Raw genomic sequence first — 20,406 nt, forward strand, 5'->3', positions numbered from 1 at the left:
GGCCCGAAGGCCGCCCTTTCAAACCAGACCCGGTCTGATCAGCCGGAGATGATCGTGACGACCTCATAGCTGGCGGGCTCGATGATCAGGATCCGGCCATCGGAGAGCACGATGTAGTTGTAGCCCTCGTACTCCGGCACAACGGAGATGATCGATGCGGGGAGAGGCAGAACACTGATCGTGCGCGGCACGGCCACGCCGACCGAGACGTTGAAGTCCACGTTGACGCGCTGGACGTTCGTGGTGGTGATCTTCTGCCGGATCTCCGTGCGCTTCTCGGTCGTGATCTCCTTCGGAGCGGAGGCACGGCCGGACTTCATGCCGTCCTTGCCATCCTTGCCGTCCTTGGACGCATTGTCCTTGGAGCGCTCGCCGTCCTTGGCGGTGTTGGCCTGCTCGCGATTTGCATCGCGGGTGCGTTCGTCGCGGGCGGCGTCGTTCACCTTGCCGGCCTCGTCCTTGGGCTGCTGTGCGCTGCGGGTGGACGCACCAGCGCCGCCCTCGGCGCCAGCGGTCGTGCCGCCAGACGTGCAGTTCGGACCCGTGCAGGCCGCGCTGCCGGAGGATGCGCCTGCGCTACCGGACGTGGCGCCCGAGGCTGAACCTGCGGAACTTCCGGTGCCCATGGAGGAGCCGCCTGCGCTGCCCGAAGTGGAGGCGCCGCTTTCCATGGAGCTGGAGCCGCCGGAGCTCGCGCCACCGGCGGAACCCGTGGAGGAACCGCCCGTCTGGGCATGTGCGGGGAATGCGAGAGCGGCAACGGCCGCCGAAGCGAGAAGAAGCTTTTTCATGCAAAGTCTCCTGTCGTCTTGTTTGAAGCGGCCGGTGAAATGTGTTGTAGGCCAAGCAACAAACGTCAGACTTAAGTAGACGTTCCACGCCTCACTGCGTTTATCAGAATGGGGTCCGCTGACGTATTGCCGCGGAGAGAGTCCCTTCGTCCAGATAATCAAGTTCACCGCCGACGGGCACTCCATGGGCGAGACGCGTCACTTTGACGGATGCCGTTTGAAGCAGGTCCGTTACGTAGTGAGCGGTCGTCTGGCCATCGACCGTGGCGTTGAGCGCAAGGATGACCTCCCCCACCTCGGGCCGGGAGGCACGCTGGACAAGGGTCTCGATGTTGAGATCGTCCGGTCCCCGCCCGTCCAGCGCCGAAAGTGTGCCGCCCAGCACGTGATAGGCGCCGGTCACGGCGCCCGATCGCTCAAGCGCCCATAGGTCGGAAACATCCTCCACGACCACGATCGTGGATGCGTCGCGGCTGCCGTCGCAGCAGATCGTGCAGGGATCGCGCGTGTCGACACTGCCGCAGGTGCGGCACACGACGACGCTCTCGTTCGCCCTCGCGAAGGCCTCCGCGAGGGGGCCGAGCAGCAATTCCTTGCGGCGGATTAGGTGCAACGCCGCCCGCCGGGCCGAACGCGGGCCAAGCCCCGGCAGGCGTGCCAGCAGCTGGATCAGGCGTTCGATCTCGGGGCCGGCGACGCCGCGTGCCATAAGCCTAGAACGGCAGCTTCATGCCGGCGGGCAATGGCAGGCCGGCGGTGAGGCCCTGCATCTTCTCGGCGGACAGCGCTTCTGCCTTGCGGCGGGCGTCCGAATGAGCGGCGATGATAAGATCCTGAAGGATCTCCTTCTCGTCTGGCTTTAGCAGGCTGTCGTCGATCTCGAGGTTCTTGAGGTCGCCCTTGGCCGACATCTGAACGCGCACGACGCCGCCGCCGGCCCCACCCTCTACCGTGGTCTGCTCCAGCTCGGCCTGCATCTCTTCCATCTTGGCCTGCATTTCGCGGGCCTTCTTCATCATTCCCATGATGTCCATGGTTCAATCCTCCTCGTCTTCGTCGTCTTCTTCGGGCGGTGGAGCGTTCTCGGGCTCAGGCTCGGCCACGGCAAGATTGCGAACGCCGATGATCTCGGCACCAGGGAACCGGGCCATGATGGCCTGTACATGGGGATGCGCGGCGACACCCATCAGCTGGGTGGCGCGCTTCTCTTCCGCAATCTCGCGAAGCGTGGCGGCGCCTTCCTCCCGCGAGATGGCCACGACCCAGCGCCGCCCCGTCCATGTGGAGAGCCGCTTCTGGATGTCTCCCGCGAGATTGGCCGATGCACCGCCCGCGGGCCGAAACTCGATCTTGCCGTCCTCGAAGGAGACGAGGCGCACATCCCGTTCCAGCGCCATCTTGAACGCGATGTCGCGGTGCTTCTCGGCCAGCGCCACCGCCTGCTCGAAGCTGTCGAGCCGCAGGACCGGGGCTGCTTCGGCAACGGCACGCGGCGCGGATGACGGCACAGGGTCCAGGTTTCGACTGGCAATCGCGAGAGACGCGCCGCCACCGCCATTGCCACCTGTCGGGCGTGGGGAGGATGGCGGGCTGCCGCCCGTCGGCACGCCGGGCTCGTTCTTCAGCGCGCGCAAGGCTTCATCGGGCGTGGGAAGATCGGCGGCGTAGGCGAGGCGCACCAGAACCATGTCGGCGGCCTGCGCGGGCTTCGGCGCTGCCTGCACTTCGGCGATGCCCTTCACCAGCATCTGCCAGGCACGTGAAAGCACCCGGTGGGACAATGTTTCCGCAAAGGAGCGCCCGCGCACGCGTTCCACTTCAGTGACCGATGCATCGCCGAGCGCGGCCGGAACCAGCTTCACCCGCGTGACGAAATGCACGAACTCCGCGAGATCTGTCAGCACCAGGGCTGCGTCGGAGCCGCCATCGTAGAGTTCACGGAAGATGCCGAGGCTTTCCGCCGCGTCGCCGCGCATCACCGCCTCGAACAGATCGACCACCCGTCCGCGATCCGACAGGCCCAGCATCTGCCGCACGGTCTCGGCCTCGACCCGCCCGCCGCCATGGGCTATGGCCTGGTCGAGGATGGACAGCGCATCGCGCACGGAGCCTTCCGCCGCGCGCGCGACAAGAGCCAAAGCCTCGTCGTCGGCCAAGAGCTCCTCGCGGCCTATGATCTTCGAGAGGTGCGCAGCCAGAACGGACGAATCGACGCGCCGCAGGCTGAAGCGCTGGCAGCGCGACAGCACCGTCACCGGCACCTTGCGGATTTCGGTGGTGGCAAAAACGAACTTCACATGCGGCGGCGGCTCTTCCAGCGTCTTCAGGAAGGCGTTGAACGCCTTGTCCGACAGCATGTGCACTTCGTCGATGATGTAGACCTTGAAGCGCGCCGAGGCCGGCGAATAGCGCACGCCGTCCAGGATCTCGCGCACGTCCTCGATGCCCGTGCGGGAGGCGGCGTCCATCTCCAGCACGTCGACGTGACGCGATTCCATGATGGCCTGGCAGTGCACGCCGTTCTCGCGCAGATCGACGGTCGGTCCGCCCGAGCCGTCCGCAAGCTCGTAGTTCAGGCCGCGGGCCAGGATGCGCGCCGTCGTGGTCTTGCCCACGCCGCGTACGCCCGTGAGCATCCAGGCCTGCGCGATGCGTCCTGTCGTGAACGAGTTGGTGAGCGTGCGCACCATCGCGTCCTGACCGATCAGGTCATCGAAATTGGAGGGGCGATATTTGCGGGCAAGCACCCGGTAAGGCGCGGCCGCAGGCACGCCGGCGGGGATGTCGAGATCGTCCATCGCTGGAATATCGCCGTGCCATGAAGGGGCGCGCAAGAGGCGCGGGTGGGAGGTCGGACGACGACCCGAGACGGTCTCGTTAGGGCTGCTTCCTTCCGGACCTGACCCGGTTGGCGAGTGGCTCGTCCACCGCCAACCTCCCGAGCCCTATATCGCCGCTACCGGCCCCGGATGCAAGCGTCAGCAGGACCGGGAAATGAAGGCTGGATCGACGCGCAGGGAATGCGACAGCCGCTCCACCGCGCGGTCGTACGTGGCGCGTTCCGTGCGGGGATAGCGGATCATGAAGCTATGGGCATAGCGCCCGCCGCAGGAAATGTGCGTGCGGCCATAGACGATGTCCGATCCCACATATCCGGAATACGCCATCCAGTTGTTCTTGCGCTGGCTGTACGTGACCCTGACCCCCTGAAGAAGGTTGCGGTCGAGGAAGCGCCGGACATCGGCACCCTTCAGTTCGTCCAGGCTCAGGATCATCGCCGCGTCCCGCCTCAGAAGGTACTGCCCCTGCGCGGGGTTGGAACGGGCCTCATCCACGAGACCGACCGGATAGTCGATGGTCAGCCCGTACTGACGGCTGGTGAACCGCGTCCAGTCGGTGGGCGCGGCCTGCGCCGCACTCGACATAAGGGCCAGCAAGCCCAAGAGCGCTCCGCGATAAAGGATCTTCATGGTTGATTGCTCCCCTTCAGGCGGATCAACCCGGCCGCATCGGCGCGGTTCCGCAGCGCAGTTACATCGGCCATGATCAGGGCATGACCGAAGACCTTTTCTCCCTTCATCCGAGGCTTGCGGCAGACACCGCCATCGTCACGGACCTCGCGCTGAGCCGCGTCCTGCTGATGGACGACGCGCGCTTTCCCTGGCTGATCCTGGTGCCGCGCAGGGCCGGCGCCGTCGAGATCATCGATCTCGATGCGGCAGCACAGGCGCGGCTGATGGAGGAGATCGCCCTTGCGTCACGCGCTCTGCGCGCCGTGGCTCCCTGCGACAAGCTGAATGTCGGCGCGCTCGGCAATGTGGTCTCGCAACTCCACGTTCATGTGGTTTCGCGGGTCGAAGGTGATCCGGCCTGGCCGGGCCCTGTGTGGGGATCCGGCAAGGCCAAGCCCTATGACCAACGATGGCAGGAGAGCCTAGTGCAGGCAATCCGGCTCGAACTCGGAAGGCTTGAGGCCTAGCCCTTGTTGCGCCGGGCGAACCGCAGCGGATGCGCCGGGTAAACGCCCAGGATCTTCACCTCGGCCGAGAAGAAGGCGAGTTCTTCCAGAGCGAAGCGCACATTGGCATCGTCCGGGTGGCCTTCCACATCGGCGTAGAACTGGGTGGCCACGAACTCACCGTTGAGCTGATAGCTCTCCAGCTTCGTCATGTTTACCGAATTGGTCGCGAAGCCGCCGAGCGCCTTGTAGAGCGCGGCGGGAACGTTGCGGACCTTGAACACGAAGCTCGTCACCACCGGGCCATTGCCGGCAGCCGCCCAGTCCGGCTCCCGCTGCAGGATCACGAAACGCGTGGTATTGCCCGCCTCGTCCGCAATGTCTTCCGCGAGGATGTCGAGCCCGTAGATTTCCGCGGCCAGCCGCGACGCGATGGCCGCGCGGCTGGTGTCAGTGGTCTCGGACAGACGACGTGCCGCCCCGGCCGTGTCCGCGGCGATGCGCGGTTCGAGGCCGAGCCGCTTCAGCGCGATGCGGCACTGCCCCAGTGCCATCGGGTGGCTGTAGGCCGTCTTGACCGTTTCGAGCGTCGCGCCCCTCACCGCCATCAGCTGGTGCTGCAGGGGCAGGAAGAATTCGCCAATGATGTTGAGGCCCGAGACAGGCATCAGATGGTGAATATCGGCGACACGCCCGGCGATGGAGTTCTCGATCGGGATCATCGCCAGATCGGCCGAACCATCGACGACTGCCGCGAACGCATCCTCGAAGCTGGCCTTCGGCATCGGCGTCAGCGCCGGATAGACCTCGCGGCAGGCGATGTCCGAATTGGCGCCGGGTTCGCCCTGGTAAGAGATGTACCCTGTCATGTGGTCCCGGCTCAGCTGACGGCCCCGCCCAGCATCTCGCGGGCGCGTTCCAGATCGTGCGGTGTGTCTACCCCGAGCGGCACGTCGTCAACCAGCGCGGCGTCGATGCGCATGCCTGCCTCCAGCGCCCGCAACTGCTCCAGCCGCTCGCGGATCTCCAGCGGGGACGGCGGCAGCGACACGAAACGCTCGAGCGCCGAACGCCGCCAGACGTAGAGACCGACGTGGTGGATTAGCTCTCCCGGTCCCCAGGGCGCGGTGGCGCGCGTGAAGTAAAGAGCCCGGCGATGATCGCCCGTGCCCGTGCCCACCAGCTTCACCACGTTTTCGTCCGTGCGTTCCTCGTCGCGACGGATGACGGCTCCAAGCGTTCCGAGATCGACCGCCTCGTCATCCAGCAGCGCAATGGCGCGGCGGATGATGGCGGGATCGATGGTCGGCAGATCGCCCTGCACATTGACGATGCGGCTGTGGCGGCGCTCGGGATCGAGGATTTGCAACGCCTCGAAGATGCGGTCGGAGCCGGAAGGGTGATCTTCCCGCGTCAGCACGGCGCGGCCGCCGGCCCTCTCCACCGCGTCGACGATCTGCACCGAATCAGCCGCCACCACCACTTCGCCTGCTTCAGCCTCCACGGCACGGCGCCAGACATGGACGATCATAGGCGCGCCGCAGATGTCCGCGAGGGGCTTCCCGGGCAAGCGGGTGGATGCAAGCCGTGCAGGGATCAAAATCAGTGACGACATGGAAAAGCTCTAGAAAGACGCGCAAACCGCTCTGTTCAGGCGGCAAAAAGTAGCAGCGGGAGGCTTCTATACGAGTTGTCAGCTTGCCGGGAAAGCGGCTACGTTCCGCCGCAATCCAGTCCGCTTGCGGACCCCTGCCCGCCAAATGCCCGCGCTGTGCGCACAGCGCCCGGAGACCGGAATGGACTCGTTCGAGATCAACAAGATCCTCGGAGCCGTGCTCGGCACCCTGACTTTGACCATGGGCCTCATGATCGGGTCCGAAATCCTGTTCGACGCACACGCGCCGGAAAAGCCGGGCTACGAGCTTCCGCAGCCCGAGGAAGGCGCCAGCGCCGCAGCACCGGCCGCCGAAGCCGTGGAGCCTATCGCAGTGCGCCTTGCCTCCGCCGATGCGGAAAAGGGTGCGGCGGTCGCCAAGCAGTGCGGTTCCTGCCACTCCTTCGAGAAGGGCGGACCGAACAAGGTCGGCCCCAATCTCTATGGTGTCGTCGGCAACCATCACGCCCATCTGGAAGGCTTCAGCTATTCGTCGGCGATGAAGGCCAAGTCCGGCGAGCCGTGGAGCTTCGAGGCGCTGGATGCGTTCCTTGCCGATCCGAAGGGCGCCATCCCGGGGACCGCGATGGCCTTTGCCGGCGTGAAGCGTCCTGACCAGCGCGCCAATCTGATCGCGTACCTCAACAAGAACTCCGACAGCCCGCTGCCTCCGCCGCCCGCGCCGGCCGAAGGTGCTGCACCCGCAGCAGAAGCTGGCGCACCTGCGACACCGGCAGGCCCCACGGGCGGCGAACCCGCCCCGGCGGCGCAGCAGCCCCAAAGCGACGGCCAGGCTCCGGCGCCTGAACAGAACACGGGCGGCGCCATTACCGTGCCGCAGCCGCAGACCGGCACCGCCGGATCGGCACCCACGCCGCCGACCGGAGCGCCGGAAGGTGGAACTCCCGAGGTTCCGCAAGGCAATGCCGGCAGCGATTCGCCGGTTCAGCGTCCGGCAACCGGCGACCGCCAGTCGCAGCAATAGGAACAAGTGGAGCCGGGCATGTCCCGGCTCCCTTTCTTTTGATCGCCGGTCACTTTCGCGACTGGCGAGCGCCCCCCTTCCGACCTAAACTGTGCATAAGTCTTTGCACCTGTTCCGCTGTTCGGAGGATGCCGCACGCATGATCGCCCGCCGCCTCATGGCCGCGTTTGTCTCCCTCGCGCTGCTTTCCGTTCCCGCCCTCGCGCAGGATGCATCCCCTCTAGCTTCCACGGTGTCGCAGCCAGGCGAATGGCGGCACGCACTCTCGCTGTTCGGCGAGGTGAAGTACCCGGCGGACTTCAAGCACTTCGATTATGTGAACCCCGATGCGCCAAAAGCGGGCACGGTCCGCTTCGCGACGGTGGGCACCTTCGACAGCTTCAACTCCTTCGTGCCGAAGGGTAATGCGGCAGCCGGCATCAGCCTCATCTACGAGCAGCTGATGACACCGTCCTTCGACGAGCCATCGACTGAATACGGACTGATCGCCGAAGCGGTGCGCTATCCCGAGGACCATTCCTCGGTCACGTTCCGGCTCAACCCGGCGGCGCGCTGGCATGATGGCCAGCCGATCACCGTAGGCGATGTCGTGTGGTCGTTCGACACGCTGAAGCGCATCAGTCCGTTCTACCGCTTCTATCTCGCCAACGTGCTCAAGGCCGAACAGACCGGCGAGCGTGAGGTGACCTTCACCTTCGACAAGGGCGGCAATCGCGAACTGCCGCAGATCGTGGGCCAGCTCAACATTCTTCCGCGCCATTGGTGGGAGGGCAAGGACGCGCAAGGCCGCCAGCGCAATATCGAGGAAGGCACGCTGGAGCCGCCGCTCGGTTCGGGACCCTACAAGGTCAAGGAATTCAGCGCAGGCCGCTGGGAGGTCTATGAGCGGGTGACCGATCACTGGGCCAAGGATCTGCCGTCGGAGCGCGGCACCAACAATTTCGACACCGTGCGCTACGACTATTTCCGTGACCAGACCGTGCTGGTGGAAGCCTTCAAGGGCGACCAGTACGATTATCGCCTGGAGAACAGCGCGAAGAACTGGGCCACGTCCTATGACTTCCCCGCAGCGCGCGACGGACGGGTGATCCTAGAGAAGTTCCCCGACCAAGGCTCCGGCATCATGCAGGGCTTCGCGTTCAATCTTCGCCGGGACAAATTCAAGGACCCGCGCGTGCGGCGCGCCTTCAACCTCGCCTTCGATTTCGAGGACCTGAACCGCACCCTCATGTTCGACCAGTACGAGCGGATCGGGAGCTACTTCCACGGCACCGATCTGGCCTCCTCCGGCTTGCCCTCGGGCAAGGAACTCGAGATCCTCGAGAGCGTTCGCGGCAAGGTGCCGGAGAGCGTATTCACCACGCCCTATGCCAATCCCGTGGGCGGATCCCCCGAGAAGACCCGCGCCAATCTTCGTGAGGCCGCACGCCTGCTGAAGGAGGCCGGCTGGGAGGTCCGCGACGGACGCCTGACGAACGCCGCCACCGGCGAGCCGATGACGGTCGAGTACCTCTATGTCGATCCGAGCGCCGAACGGACCGTGAGCCTTCTGCGCCCTGCCCTGCAGCGGCTCGGCATCCAGATGAGCATGCGGACGGTGGACGATTCCCAGTATGTGAACCGCGTTCGCTCGCACGACTTCGACATCATCACCGCCGGCTTCCCGGAATCGCTCTCGCCCGGGAACGAGCAGCGCGAGTTCTGGGGCTCGGAGGCGGCCGACCGCGAGGGATCGCGCAACGTGATCGGCATCAAGGACCCGGCCGTGGACGCCCTGATCGACCGGGTGATCTACGCGAATTCCCGGGAGGATCTGGTCGCGGCGACAAAGGCGCTGGACCGTGTGCTGCTGGCCAACAACTATGTCGTGCCCCAGTTCGCGATCTCCTATGACCGTACGGCGCGATGGAACCGCTTCGCCCGGCCGGCCAATCTGCCGCCGCGCGGTTCGCTGTTCCCCACCGTGTGGTGGTGGGATGAGGCCGCCGCGCAGAAGACGCGGACGGGTCCGTGATCGCGTCGGGGCTGGACCGTCGCCAGTTGCTGCTTCTGGGGGGCGCAGCGGCCCTGCTGCCGGTGGGCGCGGCGCGCGCCCAGCCCGTTGCCGATGAGGGGCAACGCCACGGGCTGTCCTCCTTCGGAGACCTGAAATACCCGGCTGATTTCCGGCACTTCGACTACGTCAATCCAGACGCGCCGAAGGGTGGGCGGATGTCCTATACGCCCGGCCAGTGGGCGTACAACCAGAACCCCAACACCTTCAACACGCTCAACACGCTGATCCTGCGCGGCGACGCGCCCGTCGGGCTTACCATGGTGTTCGCCAGCCTGATGACGTCGGCGGGGGACGAGCCGGATGCCATGTATGGCTATGTGGCGCGCTCGGTGCGCATCAGCGACGGGGGCCGGACCTACCGGTTCAAATTGCGGCCCGAAGCACGTTTCCATGATGGCGGCGCACTGACCGCGGAAGACGTCGCCTTCTCCATCAGCACCCTGAAAAAGGACGGTCACCCGCTGATATCGCAGCAGCTCGGAGAGGTTGTCGGGGCCGAGGCGGCAGCACCGGATGAGGTGGTGGTGCGGTTCAGCGGCAAGCAGGCTCGTGACATCCCGCTTTTGGTCGCCGGGCTGCCGATCATCTCGAAAGCCTGGTACGCGACCCGCGACTTCACCGCGACGACCATGGAGCCGCCGCTTGGCTCCTCGGCCTACAAGGTCGGCAATGTCGCACCCGGCCGCTTCATCGAATATGAGCGCGTGAAAGACTGGTGGGGCAACAGCCTGCCCGTCGCCGTCGGGCACAACAATTTCGACACCGTGCGCGTGGAGATGTTCCGCGACCGGCAGGTGTCGCTCGAAGGATTCAAGGGCGGCGCCTACCTGTTCCGCGAGGAGTTCACCTCCCGCTTCTGGGCCAACAATTACGATTTCCCGGCCATCAAGGATGGGCGCGTGGTGCGCTTCGAGCTGCCGGATGACCGCCCCTCCGGCGCTCAGGGCTGGTGGATCAACACGCGGCGTCCGAAGTTCACCGATCATCGGGTTCGGGAGGCGCTGACTTATGCCTTCGACTTCGAGTGGACGAACGCCAACCTGATGTACGGCTCCTACCGCCGCACGGCCTCGGTGTTCGAGAACTCGCCGATGAAAGCCGAGGGAACGCCCTCCCCCGCCGAACTGGCGCTTCTCGAACCTTTCCGCGGAAAAATGGCTGACGAGGTGTTCGGCGCGCCCTTCTCGCCACCGGTGTCAGACGGCTCGGGACAGGACCGGAAGCTGCTGCGGCGGGCCCGTGAACTGCTGAACGAGGCGGGCTGGACGGTCAGGGACGGGGCGCTGAAGAACGCCGCCGGCGAGACGTTCAGACTGGAGATCCTGGACGACGATTCCACGTTCGAACCCCACGTTCTGGCCTATATCAAGAATCTCAGGATCCTTGGCATTGAGGGCACCTTCCGCGTGGTTGACGCCGCGCAGTTCCAGAGCCGGCAGAACGCCTTCGACTACGACCTCATTCCACGGCGCTACTCCTTGTCCAGCACACCGGGCGACGGATTGCGCGTGTACTTCGGCTCCGCGGCGGCAAAAGTCGGCGGCTCCTACAATGTCGCGGGCGTCGCCGATCCTGTTATCGATGCGTTGATCGACCACGCCATCGCGGCGAACAACCGCGACGACCTGACGATCGCCTGCCGCGCTCTCGACCGCGTGCTGCGGGCCGGGCGCTACTGGGTGCCGCACTGGCACAAGCCATCGCATTGGATTGCCACTTGGGATGTGTTCGGTCGCCCCGAGCAGAAGCCCAAATACGACTTGCCCTTCGTCTCGACCTGGTGGATCGACACCGCGAAGGCCGAGCGCCTCGGCATCCGGACCTGAGCGCCCGCCATGTGGTCCTACATCGCACGCCGCATGCTGCTGATGATCCCGACCTTGCTCGGAATCATGTTCGTATCCTTCGTCATCGTGCAGTTCGCGCCCGGGGGTCCGGTGGAGCGCGTGCTGGCGCAGCTTCAGGGCGGCGACACCTCGGCCACTTCGCGGTTCACGGGGTCGTCCGGTGGCGATCTCGGCCCGAGCGCTCAACCGGGCTCCTTCTCATCCAGCCCGGTGACCACGAAGTATCGGGGCGCGCAGGGGCTTGATCCCGCGTTCGTGGAGAGCCTCGAAAAGCAGTTCGGCTTCGACCGTCCGGCTCATGAGCGCTTCCTGAAGATGCTGTGGGACTACACGCGCTTCGACTTCGGCCGCAGCTATTTCCGCGATGCCTCCGTGCTGGACCTCATCGCCGAGAAAATGCCGGTGTCGATCTCGCTCGGGCTTTGGATGACGCTGCTCAGCTACGCCATCTCCATACCTCTTGGCATTTCGAAGGCGATCCGCGACGGCTCGCGTTTCGACGTGTGGAGCTCTGCGGTCATCGTGGTCGGCTATGCCATTCCGGGTTTTCTGTTCGCCATCCTGCTCATCGTCCTGTTCGCGGGTGGGTCGTTCTGGGACATCTTCCCGCTGCGTGGCCTGACTTCCGACAATTGGAGCACGCTCAGCTGGCCGGCACGGATTCTCGATTATTTCTGGCATCTGGCCCTGCCGCTGGCGGCGCTGGCGGTTGGCGCCTTCGCCACCACGACGCTGCTCACCAAGAACTCGTTCCTGGACGAGATCCGGAAGCAATATGTCCAGACAGCGCGCATGAAGGGCCTGAGCGAGCGGCAGGTGCTCTACGGGCACGTGTTCCGCAACGCGATGCTCATCCTGATCGCGGGCTTTCCCGGTGCCTTCATCTCGGCATTCTTCACCGGCTCGCTTCTCATCGAGACCATCTTCTCGCTCGACGGGCTTGGCCTGTTGTCCTTCGAGAGCATCGTGAATCGCGACTACCCGGTGGTGTTCGCCACGCTCTACATCTTCGGCCTGATCGGCCTCGTGGTGGGCCTGATCTCGGACCTGACCTATAGCTGGGTGGATCCGCGCATCGACTTCGAGAGCCGCAGCACCTGATGGCCGGACCCGCAACCCACTCCCTGCCCGAGACCGCGCCGAACCCCTCGGGCCAGCCGCTCGCCCCGCCGCCAGCGGCATCGACACCGCAGGCGCAACCCGATCCGGGTCCACCTCGAAAAGGGATGTCGCCCATCAATGCCCGGCGCTGGCGCAATTTCCGGCGGAACCGGCGCGGCTTCTATTCGCTGTGGCTGTTCCTGGCCTTGTTCTTCATTTCGATGGCATCGGACTTCATCGCCAACAACAAGCCGTTCCTGATCTCCTACGATGGCGGGCTCTATGTGCCCGTCCTCAAATCCTACCCGGAGACCACGTTCGGCGGCGACTTCGAAACGGAGGCGGATTACCGCGACCCCTTCCTGCAAGACCTCGTCAAGGAGAAGGGCGGCTGGATGATCTGGCCGCCGATCCGCTACTCGTACAATACCATCAACCTGAAACTGCCCGTGCCCGCCCCCGCGCCGCCAACCTGGATGCTGACGGCGCAGCAATGCGAGGCCGCCGGAGCCGGGCCGAACTGCGAAGGCATCGAGTGGAACTGGCTCGGCACCGACGACCAGGGCCGCGACGTGGTGGCGCGCCTGCTCTACGGCTTCCGCATCTCCGTTCTGTTCGGGCTGGTGCTGACCATCCTGTCCTCCATCATCGGCGTGACGGCCGGTGCGGTGCAGGGTTATTTCGGCGGCTGGACGGACCTGATCTTCCAGCGCGTCATCGAGATCTGGACCAGCGTTCCCTCGCTTTATCTGCTGATCATCCTCGCCGCCGTCATCACACCCAATTTCTGGGTGCTGCTCGGCATCCTGCTGCTGTTCTCGTGGGTGTCGCTCGTCGGCGTGGTGCGCGCGGAGTTCCTGCGTGCGCGCAACTTCGAATATGTGCGGGCGGCCCGTGCGCTGGGCGTTTCCAACTTCACCATCATGCGCCGCCACCTGTTGCCGAACGCCACGGTTGCGACGCTGACCTTCATGCCGTTCCTGCTCAGCGGCTCGATCACCACCCTTACGTCGCTGGATTATCTCGGCTTCGGCCTACCGCCGGGCTCCCCCTCACTCGGTGAGTTGCTGGCCCAAGGCAAATCCAATCTTCAGGCGCCATGGCTCGGCATCACGGGCTTCATGTCCATTGCCCTCATGCTGTCCCTGCTGGTGTTCGCCGGCGAGGCGGTGCGAGACGCCTTCGATCCCCGCAAGACATTCCGGTAGCCATGGCACACGATCATCACGCGCACGACCACTCTGGGCATGGCCACGGCGGTCATGGGCATGACCACACCCACGGAGCCAGCGAGCGCAGCATCGGCATCGCGGCGGCGCTGACGGGCGTCTTCATGATCGCCGAACTTGCGGGCGGGCTGGTTTCGGGATCGCTGGCGCTTATCGCCGATGCCGGCCACATGTTCATCGACTTCGCCTCACTGGCGTTCGCGTTCATCGCCTTCAGGATGACAAGGCGGCCGGCCGACGCACTGAGGACCTACGGCTATGATCGCCTGCAGGTGCTCGTGGCGTTCGCCAACGGGCTGATCCTCTTCCCCGTCGCCGGCTGGATCATCTGGGAAGCGGTGGAGCGTCTGCAGAGTCCCGCTCCGGTTCTCGGCGGACTGATGCTATGGGTGGCGGTGGGCGGCCTCCTCGTCAACATCGCCGCGTTCTTCGTGCTGCACGGTGCCGACAAGGACAATGTGAACATCCGGGGCGCATTGCTCCATGTGCTGGGCGACATGCTCGGCTCGGTGGGTGCGATCGCCGCCGCGCTTATCATCATGCTGACGGGCTGGACGCCCATCGACCCCATCCTCTCGGTCGTGGTCTCGGTCATCATCCTCGGCGGTGCATGGCGGCTGGTCAGGGATTCCGGTTCGATCCTGCTGGAGGCGGCGCCTGCAAGCCTGAACACGGGCGAAATCGGACAGGCCATCGTCGGCGATGTGCCCCAGGTGACGGAGGTGCACCACGTTCATCTGTGGTCCATCACCGAGAAGCGGCGCATGGCGACGCTGCACGCCTGCCTCGTGCCCGGCAGCGATCCTGTCACCAGCACCCGTGCCATCAAGCAGGTGCTGACCGAGCGCTTCGGCATCGGGCACGCCACCGTCGAGATCGGCTATGGCGCATGCGAGGCGCAGCATGTCTGTGCATCCCCCGCGGCGTCCGAGCAGGTGCAAGGGCGCGAGAACAGCCATGAAGCGGGCGGGTGCGGGCACAGCCACGATCACGGGCATGGTCACGCGCACCGATGGCTGCCCGCATGAAAGCCGACGTGCCGCTGCTCTCCGTCCGCGATCTCTCGGTTTCCTTTGTGCAGGACGGCCGCGAGACCCTTGCGGTCGACCGGATTTCCTTCGACATCGCCAAGGGCGAGACACTGGCGCTGGTGGGGGAATCCGGCTCTGGCAAGTCGGTCACGGCACTGTCGATCCTCAAGCTGCTGCCCTACCCGGCAGCGCGCCACCCGTCAGGAGAGATTCGTTTTCGGGGCGAAAACCTGCTGGACCGCGATGAGAGCGATCTGAGGCGGGTGCGTGGCGCGGACATCACCATGGTGTTCCAGGAGCCGATGACGTCCCTTAACCCGCTGCACACCGTGGAGCGGCAGGTCGGCGAGATCCTCGACGTGCACCGCGGCTGGCCGAAGGCGAAGATCCGGGCGCGCGTGCTGGAACTGCTGCTGCAGGTCGGCATCCAGAACGCCGAACAGCGCCTGGGCGCCTTTCCGCACGAGCTGTCCGGCGGTCAGCGCCAGCGCGTGATGATCGCGATGGCGCTGGCAAACGAACCCGATCTACTCATTGCCGACGAGCCGACGACGGCGCTCGACGTGACCGTACAGGCCCAGATCCTCCATTTGCTGGAAGACCTGCAGAAGCAGCTCGGCATGGCCGTGCTGTTCATCACCCACGATCTCGGCATCGTGCGGAAGATCGCCGACCGGGTCTGCGTTATGACCGCCGGCAAGATCGTCGAGCATGGGCCCGTGGAGAGGGTCTTCACCGCGCCTGAACACGCCTATACCCGCCATCTGCTGGCGGCCGAACCCAAGGGCGAGCCGCCGGCGGCCGACATGTCGAAGCCCGTTGTTGTCTCCACCGAGAATGTCCGGGTCTGGTTTCCGATCAAGAAGGGGTTCTTCGGGCGCACGGTCGGCCATATCAAAGCCGTGGACGAGGTCAGCATCACCGTGCGTGAAGGGCAGACGCTGGGCGTGGTCGGCGAGTCCGGCTCCGGCAAGACGACGCTCGGCCTCGCCATATTGCGGCTGATACCGTCGAACGGACCGGTCGTGTTCATGGGCCAGAACATCGAGGCGCTGAGCCGGGCCGAGATGCGGCCGCTGCGCAAGGACATGCAGGTTGTTTTTCAGGACCCCTATGGATCCCTCTCGCCGCGCATGTCGGTGGCGCAGGTGATCGAGGAAGGGCTGCTGGTCCAGAAGGGGCGCTGGAGCGCCGAAGAGCGGCGTGAGATCGTCGCCCGGGCGATGACCGAGGTGGGTCTCGATCCCGCGGCGATGCACCGCTACCCGCACGAGTTCTCAGGCGGACAGCGGCAGCGCATCGCCATTGCGCGTGCCATGGCGCTTCAGCCGAAATTCGTCGTTCTCGATGAGCCGACCTCCGCGCTGGATATGTCGGTCCAGGCCCAGATCGTGGACCTGCTGCGGGGGCTCCAGCAGCGGCACAACCTCGCCTTCCTGTTCATCTCGCACGACCTGAAGGTTGTCCGCGCGCTCGCAAGCGAGGTCGTGGTGATGAAGGACGGCAAGGTGGTGGAGGCCGGCAGCGCAAGGAGAATCTTCGAGGCGCCCGAAACGGACTACACGCGCGCCCTCATCTCCGCAGCTCTGAACCTGTCCGTCGAAGGTGCTGCCCGGCAATAGGCCGGTTCAGAGCAGGATCGGCGGTAGCCTCCGCACCGTGCGGACCCCGTCGCCGCCGGCGGCAATGCGCTCTATCGCTGCCGCCGCATCCTCAACCGCGACCTCCATGTGGAAGCCGTTGGCATGGATCAGGCTGCCGTCTCCGCGCGCGATGGCGACATGCCCCTTCCAGAACACCAGATCTCCGCGCTGCAGCGCCGCCGCTCCGGTGAAGGGCACGGCGTCGCCGAGCGCTGCCTCCTGCATGTCGCTGTCCCTCGGTGCATCCATGCCAGCGGCGTCCAGCGCCACCTGCACAAGCCCTGAGCAATCCAGTCCGATGCTGGTCTTGCCGCCCCAGAGATATGGGGTGCCAAGGAACCGCTCGGCCACCGCCACGAAATCCTGCTCGGCCGTGTCGATGGCCGACAGATGCCGGGCGACCGCGTATCCGCCGCCGGCTAGAACCGCGAACATGCCGTCCTCGCCTTCCACGGCGAGGCGGCTGCCCATGCTCAACACATCCAGCGGAGGCAGCTTGATGCTGGGGCCGGGGAACACGAAGCTGCGCAGGGCAGAGAGACGATGCGTCGGCTCCAAGGCAGGCCCGAGCGCCCATTCGGGTATCCAGCCAACATAGAGGTCCGTTTCCAGCTGGACCCATGCCCAGCCTTCCGCAAGATCGTAGACGGCCACCGGTTCACCGAAGAGAGCTTCGGTCAGGAGCGGCGCATCCTCGCGCGGCTCCCGCCGCAACGGAGCCGAGCCGACAGACACGCTCATGCCGAGAGCAGGAACGTAGCGCTCGGCTTCCACCGTGCCGCGCAGGTGCTCTGCGGCGAGATCGGGACGCGCAGGCGTGAGGCGGGGATCCATGCTGGTCATGGCCGGGGGTAACGCTCCTTCAGCAAGGCGTAGATGGCGCGAATGGCATGGGCCTCCCCGCCTTCAGGGCGGCCGGGGCGGGCCTGCGGCGTCCAGGCGAAAATGTCGAGATGAGCGTAGGACTTCGCCCTCTCCACGAAACGCCGGAGGAAGAGCGCCGCCGTGATCGCACCGGCATGCCCACCCGCCGGTGCGTTGTTGAGATCGGCGATCTTCGAGTCCAGCATGCGCTCATATCCGTTCCAGAACGGCAGGCGCCAGACAGGATCATGCTCGCGTGCGCCCAGCCGCACGAGGTCCTCCGCAAGGGCGTCGTCGTCGGTGAAGACGGGGGGAAGAGCCGGCCCGAGCGCGACGCGCGCTGCGCCGGTGAGAGTCGCGAGGTCGATCAGAAGCTCGGGCGCTTCCTCGTCGGCCAGCGCAAGTGCATCCGCGAGAACGAGGCGGCCTTCCGCGTCGGTGTTGCCGATCTCGACCGTGGGCCCCTTGCGGCTGCGATAGACGTCCCCTGGCCGGAAGCTTTCCCCCGAAACGGCGTTCTCCACCGCGGGGATCAGGACGCGCAGCCGTACCGGCAGGCCAGCGTGCATAATCATATGCGCCAGCCCAAGCGCGTTCGCCGCACCGCCCATATCCTTCTTCATGATCAGCATGGCGGAGCTCGGCTTTATGTCGAGGCCGCCGGTGTCGAAGCAGACGCCTTTCCCAACCACGGTCACCCTCGGGTGAGATTGATCGCCCCATGCGAGATCGAGCAGGCGTGGGCGGCGTGGGCTGGAGCAGCCGACGGCATGGATCAGCGGAAACCCGCTCTCCAGTTCCGCTCCGGATACGGAGGAGAACCGTGCACCGTGGCGTTCGGCCAGGTTGCGCGCCGCGCCCTCCAGTTCGTCTGGTCCCATCTCGTTGGAGGGCGTGTTCACCAGATCACGGGCGAGCCCCACGCCCTCGGTCAGACCGCTGATTTCGGTGCCGTCGACACCACGCGGCAACACAAGGCGGACATCGGCTGGTTCGCTCTTGCGGTACCTGTCGAACCTGTAGCGGCCCAGCAGGAAGCCGAGAACCGCCAAAGCCGGTTCGTCTATCGTGCCCTCGATACGGTAGACGCCTGCCGGAAGGTCGCGCGCCAGATTGGCTGTAATGAAGGGGTCGGACTTCCGCCGGTCCTGCTCGACGCCAAAAACCACCCCGGCGAGCACACCACCCTCTCCCGGCACCGGGAGCACCTTGCCCGGCGCGGCATCGAAGCCGGTGGCGGCGATCCAGCGACGCGCCGGCTCCGGGAGCCATTCCGGCTCGGTGCCGCGCGCATGGAGCCAGACGGGAACAGAGAAAGGCGTGTCGGCAGGCAGAAGAGCCGCGTGCATGGTCATCCTCGAATTGATCACGCTTTGTAGCCCCTCAGTGCACATCTCGCACGTCCTGAGACGAGTGTTTACGCGGGGTTAAGGTTAACGGCGCACCTTTCAACCGGGATCATAGCTTTGGGTTGAAGAGACGCATGGCCGTTTCAGGTGTCCGGTTCTCACGCGCACTGGTTGCTTCGGTGCTCGTGCCGCTGCTCGCTGCCGCATGCGCCAGCAAGGGCGATCCGCTGATCACGGGCTCGCTCGGGAACCTGCAAGCCGCGAGCACGGCAGCGGACGCCCCGCTTCTCAACCAGGCTGCCGCTCTGAGAAGCGGTGGCCGTGATGCCGAGGCAATCTCCCTTCTCGCCGGACCGGCATCCAAGCCCGGTGCCTCGAAGGGTGTGGTCGCCGCCTATGGCCGCGCGCTGGCCGCCGGCGGGCGTTCCGAGGAAGCCTTGGCAGCCATCCGCCGCGCGCACGATCCAGCACGTCCGGACTGGAAGCTGCTGAACATCGAGGGCGCTCTGCTCGACACGCTCGGCCGCATGGACGAGGCCCAGCAGCGCTACGGCGCCGCCCTTGCCCTCGCTCCCGGCGAAGCGAGCGTGCTGACCAATCTCGGCCTCTCCTACGCTCTGGCCCGAAAGCTGCCGGAAGCGGAAAAGGCACTTCGGCAAGCCGTGGATGCTCCGGGTGCTACACCCAAGACGCGCCAGAACCTGGCCCTCGTCCTCGCCCTGCAGGGGCGTTATCCGGAAGCCGAAGCGATGGCGCTGAAGGACCTCTCGGCTGAAGAGGTCGCGGCCAATATGCGCCTGTGGAAAGGTGCCTCCACCGAACCGAAGCCGGTGAAGGCAGCGGCTGCGCCAGCCGCAGCGAACGCCGTGGAAGATGATGACGAGGGGCTGTCCGGCCTGTCGCTGCGCCGATAGACGGACCTATTTCATCATCGCCATGATCTGGATCCCGGCCGGACCGAGGATCACCACGAACAGCACCGGCAGGAAGAATACGATCATCGGTATCGTGAGCTTGGGCGGCAGCGCGCCTGCCTTCTTCTCCGCCTCGTTCATGCGGGCGTCGCGGTTTTCCTGTGCCATGACGCGCAGTGCCTGCGAAAGCGGCGTGCCGTAGCGTTCGGCCTGGATCAGGGCACCGACCACCGCCTTCACCCCATCGAGGCCCGTTCTGGCGCCTAGGTTTTCATAGGCAAGCCGGCGATCCTGAAGATAGGACATCTCGGCGCCTGTCAGCACAAGTTCCTCTGCCATGGGAACGGACTGCTCGCCGATCTCCTGACTGACCTTGCGAAACGCGGCCTCGACGGACATGCCGGACTCGACGCAGATGAGGAGCAGGTCAAGGGCATCGGGAAAGACCCGGCGGATCGAGGTCTGCCGTTTCTTGATGATGTTGCTGATGTACAGCTCGGGAGCCTTGATGCCGAGATAGGCCGCGGCAAGCACCACGCCCAGCTTCATCACCAGCGGTTGTTCCTGCAGGCCCAGGAAGAACACGTAGAACAGCGCGGCCGAGCACATGATGAGTGGCGTGACGAGGCGGAAGAACAGGAAGACGACGACAGGGCTCTGGCCACGGTAGCCCGCCATGGCGAGCTTTTCCTTGATGTCGTCCGTGCTGAGATGCTTCGCTAGATCGAACTGCTCGACCACGGTCTTCATGAAAGCCTTCGGCTCGCGCCGCAGGCTGCTGTGTGGCTTCCGCGCCAGTTTTTCACGTTCCCGCGCACGGATCACGTCGCGTTCCAGCGCCGCCGATCGCATGCGCTTCGACAATTGATCGCCGCCAACGAACGCCCCGGCCAGCGTGAACACTGTCATGGCTGCGGCGAGCCCGGCCAGCAGCATGGCCACCACGTTTGGATTTGCGAGTTGGTCGACGATGTCCATAGCGGC

General features: G+C 65.5%; 19 protein-coding genes and 1 other RNA gene. 9 read left to right on the plus strand and 11 right to left on the minus strand.

The genetic code is table 11. The features are described 5' to 3' along the window. Positions 1–38 precede the first annotated feature (38 nt). The 6 genes from SCD90_RS00280 to SCD90_RS00305 form a co-directional block, all read right to left on the minus strand. A complete protein-coding gene (locus tag SCD90_RS00280) occupies positions 39–791 on the minus strand; it encodes a DUF1236 domain-containing protein (RefSeq protein WP_319842614.1) in 753 nt (250 codons plus the stop codon). Between the two features lie 103 nt (positions 792–894). Further along, entirely contained in the window at positions 895–1,500 is a 606-nt protein-coding gene (gene recR / locus SCD90_RS00285) for a recombination mediator RecR (RefSeq protein ID WP_319842615.1), read from the minus strand. Between the two features lie 4 nt (positions 1,501–1,504). Beyond that, entirely contained in the window at positions 1,505–1,825 is a 321-nt protein-coding gene (locus tag SCD90_RS00290; RefSeq protein ID WP_319842616.1) for a YbaB/EbfC family nucleoid-associated protein, read from the minus strand. A 3-nt stretch (positions 1,826–1,828) separates the two neighbouring features. Then, a complete protein-coding gene (locus SCD90_RS00295; protein WP_319842617.1) occupies positions 1,829–3,589 on the minus strand; it encodes a DNA polymerase III subunit gamma/tau in 1,761 nt (586 codons plus the stop codon). Positions 3,590–3,633: 44 nt separating this feature from the next. Then, an RNA gene (gene ffs, locus SCD90_RS00300) (signal recognition particle sRNA small type) lies at positions 3,634–3,731 on the minus strand. A 38-nt stretch (positions 3,732–3,769) separates the two neighbouring features. After that, complete coding sequence (locus SCD90_RS00305; protein ID WP_319842618.1) at positions 3,770–4,261, minus strand: hypothetical protein; 492 nt, start codon at positions 4,259–4,261, stop codon at positions 3,770–3,772. An 83-nt stretch (positions 4,262–4,344) separates the two neighbouring features. Between SCD90_RS00305 and SCD90_RS00310 the strand changes: the two genes are divergently transcribed. After that, positions 4,345–4,770 (plus strand): HIT family protein, encoded by a 426-nt coding sequence (locus tag SCD90_RS00310; RefSeq protein ID WP_319842619.1) that lies wholly within the window; start codon positions 4,345–4,347, stop codon positions 4,768–4,770. Here SCD90_RS00310 and SCD90_RS00315 read toward each other — a convergent pair. Beyond that, positions 4,767–5,618, minus strand: a complete 852-nt coding sequence (locus tag SCD90_RS00315) for a prephenate dehydratase (protein ID WP_319842620.1) — start codon at positions 5,616–5,618, stop codon at positions 4,767–4,769. The two genes, SCD90_RS00310 and SCD90_RS00315, sit on opposite strands and share 4 nt — an antisense overlap. Positions 5,619–5,629: 11 nt before the next feature. Then, positions 5,630–6,364: a 3-deoxy-manno-octulosonate cytidylyltransferase gene (locus SCD90_RS00320; RefSeq protein WP_319842621.1), complete on the minus strand. Its 735-nt coding sequence runs from the start codon at positions 6,362–6,364 to the stop codon at positions 5,630–5,632. A 181-nt stretch (positions 6,365–6,545) separates the two neighbouring features. Between SCD90_RS00320 and SCD90_RS00325 the strand changes: the two genes are divergently transcribed. The 7 genes from SCD90_RS00325 (at position 6,546) to SCD90_RS00355 (ending at position 16,274) form a co-directional block, all read left to right on the plus strand. Further along, positions 6,546–7,388, plus strand: a complete 843-nt coding sequence (locus tag SCD90_RS00325; RefSeq protein ID WP_319842622.1) for a c-type cytochrome — start codon at positions 6,546–6,548, stop codon at positions 7,386–7,388. Positions 7,389–7,527: 139 nt separating this feature from the next. Then, the gene (locus SCD90_RS00330; protein ID WP_319842623.1) at positions 7,528–9,402 is read left to right on the plus strand and encodes an extracellular solute-binding protein; all 1,875 of its coding nucleotides are present in this window, start codon (positions 7,528–7,530) and stop codon (positions 9,400–9,402) included. Continuing rightward, positions 9,399–11,270, plus strand: a complete 1,872-nt coding sequence (locus tag SCD90_RS00335; protein ID WP_319842624.1) for an extracellular solute-binding protein — start codon at positions 9,399–9,401, stop codon at positions 11,268–11,270. The genes SCD90_RS00330 and SCD90_RS00335 overlap by 4 nt, the downstream gene beginning before the upstream one ends. A 9-nt stretch (positions 11,271–11,279) precedes the next feature. Then, positions 11,280–12,392 carry a microcin C ABC transporter permease YejB gene (locus tag SCD90_RS00340; RefSeq protein WP_319842625.1) on the plus strand — a complete coding sequence of 371 codons (1,113 nt, stop codon included), beginning with the start codon at positions 11,280–11,282 and terminating at the stop codon, positions 12,390–12,392. 125 nt (positions 12,393–12,517) lie between these two features. Continuing rightward, positions 12,518–13,600: an ABC transporter permease gene (locus SCD90_RS00345; protein ID WP_319843213.1), complete on the plus strand. Its 1,083-nt coding sequence runs from the start codon at positions 12,518–12,520 to the stop codon at positions 13,598–13,600. A 2-nt stretch (positions 13,601–13,602) separates the two neighbouring features. Continuing rightward, positions 13,603–14,649, plus strand: a complete 1,047-nt coding sequence (locus tag SCD90_RS00350; RefSeq protein ID WP_319842626.1) for a cation diffusion facilitator family transporter — start codon at positions 13,603–13,605, stop codon at positions 14,647–14,649. Beyond that, a complete protein-coding gene (locus SCD90_RS00355; RefSeq protein ID WP_319842627.1) occupies positions 14,646–16,274 on the plus strand; it encodes an ABC transporter ATP-binding protein in 1,629 nt (542 codons plus the stop codon). The genes SCD90_RS00350 and SCD90_RS00355 overlap by 4 nt, the downstream gene beginning before the upstream one ends. A 6-nt stretch (positions 16,275–16,280) precedes the next feature. Here the strand turns inward: SCD90_RS00355 and SCD90_RS00360 are convergent, their stop codons facing one another. Together SCD90_RS00360 and SCD90_RS00365 are read right to left on the minus strand one after the other, a co-directional pair. Next, on the minus strand, positions 16,281–17,138 hold the full coding sequence (locus SCD90_RS00360) for a C40 family peptidase (RefSeq protein WP_319842628.1): 858 nt from the start codon (positions 17,136–17,138) through the stop codon (positions 16,281–16,283). Continuing rightward, complete coding sequence (locus SCD90_RS00365) at positions 17,135–18,508, minus strand: leucyl aminopeptidase family protein (RefSeq protein WP_319842629.1); 1,374 nt, start codon at positions 18,506–18,508, stop codon at positions 17,135–17,137. Before SCD90_RS00365 ends, SCD90_RS00360 begins: the two co-directional genes overlap by 4 nt. Before the next feature lie 134 nt (positions 18,509–18,642). Between SCD90_RS00365 and SCD90_RS00370 the strand changes: the two genes are divergently transcribed. After that, on the plus strand, positions 18,643–19,422 hold the full coding sequence (locus tag SCD90_RS00370; protein WP_319842630.1) for a tetratricopeptide repeat protein: 780 nt from the start codon (positions 18,643–18,645) through the stop codon (positions 19,420–19,422). A 6-nt stretch (positions 19,423–19,428) separates the two neighbouring features. On the opposite strand, the gene SCD90_RS00375 is transcribed toward SCD90_RS00370, so the two are convergent. Then, positions 19,429–20,400, minus strand: coding sequence for a type II secretion system F family protein (locus tag SCD90_RS00375; RefSeq protein WP_319842631.1), 972 nt, complete (start codon positions 20,398–20,400; stop codon positions 19,429–19,431). Positions 20,401–20,406 lie beyond the last annotated feature (6 nt).

This window comes from Terrihabitans rhizophilus (genome assembly GCF_033898525.1).
GTDB classification, from domain to species: domain Bacteria; phylum Pseudomonadota; class Alphaproteobacteria; order Rhizobiales; family Methylopilaceae; genus Flaviflagellibacter; species Flaviflagellibacter rhizophilus.

Coding starts and splice junctions, on each gene's coding strand:
- SCD90_RS00305 (WP_319842618.1), bottom strand. CDS start 4,261: ATGAAGATCCTTTATCGCGGAGCGCTCTTGGGCTTGCTGGCCCTTATG.
- SCD90_RS00370 (WP_319842630.1), top strand. CDS start 18,643: ATGGCCGTTTCAGGTGTCCGGTTCTCACGCGCACTGGTTGCTTCGGTG.
- SCD90_RS00310 (WP_319842619.1), top strand. CDS start 4,345: ATGACCGAAGACCTTTTCTCCCTTCATCCGAGGCTTGCGGCAGACACC.
- SCD90_RS00355 (WP_319842627.1), top strand. CDS start 14,646: ATGAAAGCCGACGTGCCGCTGCTCTCCGTCCGCGATCTCTCGGTTTCC.
- SCD90_RS00350 (WP_319842626.1), top strand. CDS start 13,603: ATGGCACACGATCATCACGCGCACGACCACTCTGGGCATGGCCACGGC.
- SCD90_RS00375 (WP_319842631.1), bottom strand. CDS start 20,400: ATGGACATCGTCGACCAACTCGCAAATCCAAACGTGGTGGCCATGCTG.
- SCD90_RS00360 (WP_319842628.1), bottom strand. CDS start 17,138: ATGACCAGCATGGATCCCCGCCTCACGCCTGCGCGTCCCGATCTCGCC.
- SCD90_RS00290 (WP_319842616.1), bottom strand. CDS start 1,825: ATGGACATCATGGGAATGATGAAGAAGGCCCGCGAAATGCAGGCCAAG.
- SCD90_RS00345 (WP_319843213.1), top strand. CDS start 12,518: ATGTCGCCCATCAATGCCCGGCGCTGGCGCAATTTCCGGCGGAACCGG.
- recR (WP_319842615.1), bottom strand. CDS start 1,500: ATGGCACGCGGCGTCGCCGGCCCCGAGATCGAACGCCTGATCCAGCTG.
- SCD90_RS00280 (WP_319842614.1), bottom strand. CDS start 791: ATGAAAAAGCTTCTTCTCGCTTCGGCGGCCGTTGCCGCTCTCGCATTC.
- SCD90_RS00340 (WP_319842625.1), top strand. CDS start 11,280: ATGTGGTCCTACATCGCACGCCGCATGCTGCTGATGATCCCGACCTTG.
- SCD90_RS00325 (WP_319842622.1), top strand. CDS start 6,546: ATGGACTCGTTCGAGATCAACAAGATCCTCGGAGCCGTGCTCGGCACC.
- SCD90_RS00330 (WP_319842623.1), top strand. CDS start 7,528: ATGATCGCCCGCCGCCTCATGGCCGCGTTTGTCTCCCTCGCGCTGCTT.
- SCD90_RS00315 (WP_319842620.1), bottom strand. CDS start 5,618: ATGACAGGGTACATCTCTTACCAGGGCGAACCCGGCGCCAATTCGGAC.
- SCD90_RS00320 (WP_319842621.1), bottom strand. CDS start 6,364: ATGTCGTCACTGATTTTGATCCCTGCACGGCTTGCATCCACCCGCTTG.
- SCD90_RS00365 (WP_319842629.1), bottom strand. CDS start 18,508: ATGCACGCGGCTCTTCTGCCTGCCGACACGCCTTTCTCTGTTCCCGTC.
- SCD90_RS00295 (WP_319842617.1), bottom strand. CDS start 3,589: ATGGACGATCTCGACATCCCCGCCGGCGTGCCTGCGGCCGCGCCTTAC.